Below are 2,391 nucleotides of genomic sequence, written 5' to 3'. Positions count from 1 at the left end.
ATTAACAATTGGATCTATTATTGTAGCTGGTTCACTAGAGCTTATTTTAGCGCCTAATGGATTAGTAGATGGTGGAGTAACTGCGATTGCTATTATGGCAAATAAAGTTGCAGGATTACCTCTTTACGGAGTTTTTTTAGGACTTAATATTCCTATTTTACTATTTACTGCAAAAGTAATGGGGAAGAAGTTTTTCATCCGTACATCCTATGCAAATGTTGTGACAACACTCGGATTGATTTATTTAAAACCATTTCCAGCAATTACGACTTCGGAATTATTAATTGTACTTTATGGAGGAGTTCTATTTGGTGTTGGTGTTGGGATTGTTGTAAAAATGGGCGGGGCAATTGACGGATCAGAAATGTTAGCTGTTTGGATGAACAAGCATTTTAAAGTACCAATTAGTACATTTTTACTTGCTGTAAATGCGGTTATTTTTGTATTTGTTGCTATTTTATTTTCAATTGAGCAAGCGATGTTCTCATTAGCAATTTTCTATATTGTTACGAAGATGATAGATTTCATATTAGACGGTATTAATCAAGGAAAGAGCGTCATGATTATTTCGAATAAAAATAAAGAAATTGGCGAACTGCTTATGAAAGAATTACAACTGTCTGTTACGTATCTACATGGAGAAGGTGGTTTTTTGGGAGAGCACCAGAGAATTATTTATTGTATTACAAACCGTTTCATTTATCCGAAAATGAAAGATCTCGTTCTCTCTGTAGATCCAAGTGCTATAATTGAAGCTTCTTATTCAACAGAAACAACTGGTGTAAAGCGTCCAGGAAGGACAGCGAGATCAGGGCAAGTATCAGAAAAATAGTGAATGAAAATAACTCCACGTAAGTATAACTTGCGTGGAGTTATTTTTAGTTAGGGAACCAGACTCTTTTCAGTAATTTGACAACAGTTTCGATACAATCTTCTGGAATACTACCAAAACCGAGTAATACATACGACGCCTCCCTTAAATTATGAACAGAATCGTATGTTGAGAGAGGGTACAACTTAATGCGTTGTTTCGCAGCGACATGAATAAGTTCTTGTTCGTTCATTCCATTATGAACGTGAAGTACGATATGAAGTCCTGATTGTTCGCCGAGTATTTGAACACGAGATTTCATTTCATTTTTGATAGATTTAACTAGTAATGTATGCTTTCTTTTATATAACGTACGACTACGGTTTAAATGACGTTCCCAATCACCTTTTTGAATAAAGGTGGCAAAAGCGAGTTGTTGCAGGGTAGAAACCGTTTGTTTAAACATGCCACCAAGTTCTTTATAGATTTTTAAAAGATGAGGTGGTAAGACGATATATCCCATTCGTAAAGAAGGTAAAAAGGATTTCGAGAAAGTTCCCATATAAATAACACGTTCCTTTGAATCCAGTCCTTGTAAAGAAGGAATAGGTTTGCCTACATAACGAAATTCCCCGTCGTAATCATCTTCAATAATATATCCTTCGCAATCATTGGCCCATTTTAATAGTTCGAGTCTTCTAGATAAAGGCATAATTATTCCAAGTGGAAATTGGTGAGATGGAGTGACGTATGCTACATTGGCACCTGATTCACGTAAAGCTGAAATGTGAATCCCTTTATCATCTAAAGGGATAGGATGAACGGGAAGGCCAGAACTTTGAATCATAGCAGTTACACGGTGAAATCCAGGGTTTTCGATTCCGTATTCTTTTTTTGAACCGAGCAGTTGAATTAATAACCAAAGAAGAGGTTGCGTACCGGCTCCGATAATAATTTGATCAGGTGAAGAATGTACCCCGCGGGCATGATATAAATACTTTGAAATATGTTCTCGAAGAACGAACTCACCTTGGGGGTCTTCTTTAGCAAATAATTCATTTTCGTACTGAAATAAAGTTTCGTTTAAGGCTCTTTTCCAGTTTGTGATCGGAAAAGCTTTTTGATCAATAAGCCCTTGGCTACAATCATAGTCATATCGTGATTCTATATTATTGTTAGTTTTGTACGACATATTTTGTTCATTTTTTGACATGATATCAATATCAACTTCCGCAACAAAAATACCCCGTTTCGGTTTGCTTTCTACATATCCTTCAGCTATTAATTGTTGATAAGCAGATTCAACAGTAATACGGCTAATATTAAGTTGTACTGCTAAATTTCTGTGAGATGGAAGGCGTATGCCGGCCGGGAGTGTTCCTAAAGAGATTTCTCGTTTCATATAATCATAAATTTGTAAGTAAATTGGTGTTTTACTTTCTAATTGCAGTGGAATAGTAAAATCCATTTTTGCGTTCTCCTTTAAATACTGGCCTTATAAAAAAGAATTGAACTGTCACTTAAGAGAATGACAGTTACTTTCTATAATGATGATATAACATTTAGAAAATTTTATAAAC

Annotated in this window: 2 protein-coding genes; one reads left to right on the top strand and one right to left on the bottom strand. The window is 35.2% G+C overall.

Translation table 11 applies throughout. From position 1 onward, the window contains the following. The coding region (locus AB3X48_RS21225; protein WP_367959910.1) for a YitT family protein at positions 1 to 832 on the top strand (832 nt) is incomplete at its 5' end. 46 nt (positions 833 to 878) lie between these two features. Here the strand turns inward: AB3X48_RS21225 and pdxR are convergent. Next, positions 879 to 2,279: a MocR-like pyridoxine biosynthesis transcription factor PdxR gene (gene pdxR, locus AB3X48_RS21220; protein ID WP_016104640.1), complete on the bottom strand. Its 1,401-nt coding sequence runs from the start codon at positions 2,277 to 2,279 to the stop codon at positions 879 to 881. Positions 2,280 to 2,391: the final 112 nt, after the last annotated feature.

Source organism: Bacillus sp. S4 (assembly GCF_040838205.1).
Classification (GTDB): Bacteria; Bacillota; Bacilli; order Bacillales; family Bacillaceae_G; genus Bacillus_A; species Bacillus_A cereus_U.
Note: the sequence above shows the minus strand (reverse complement) of the source record. Positions and strands in the feature narration are given on the sequence as shown.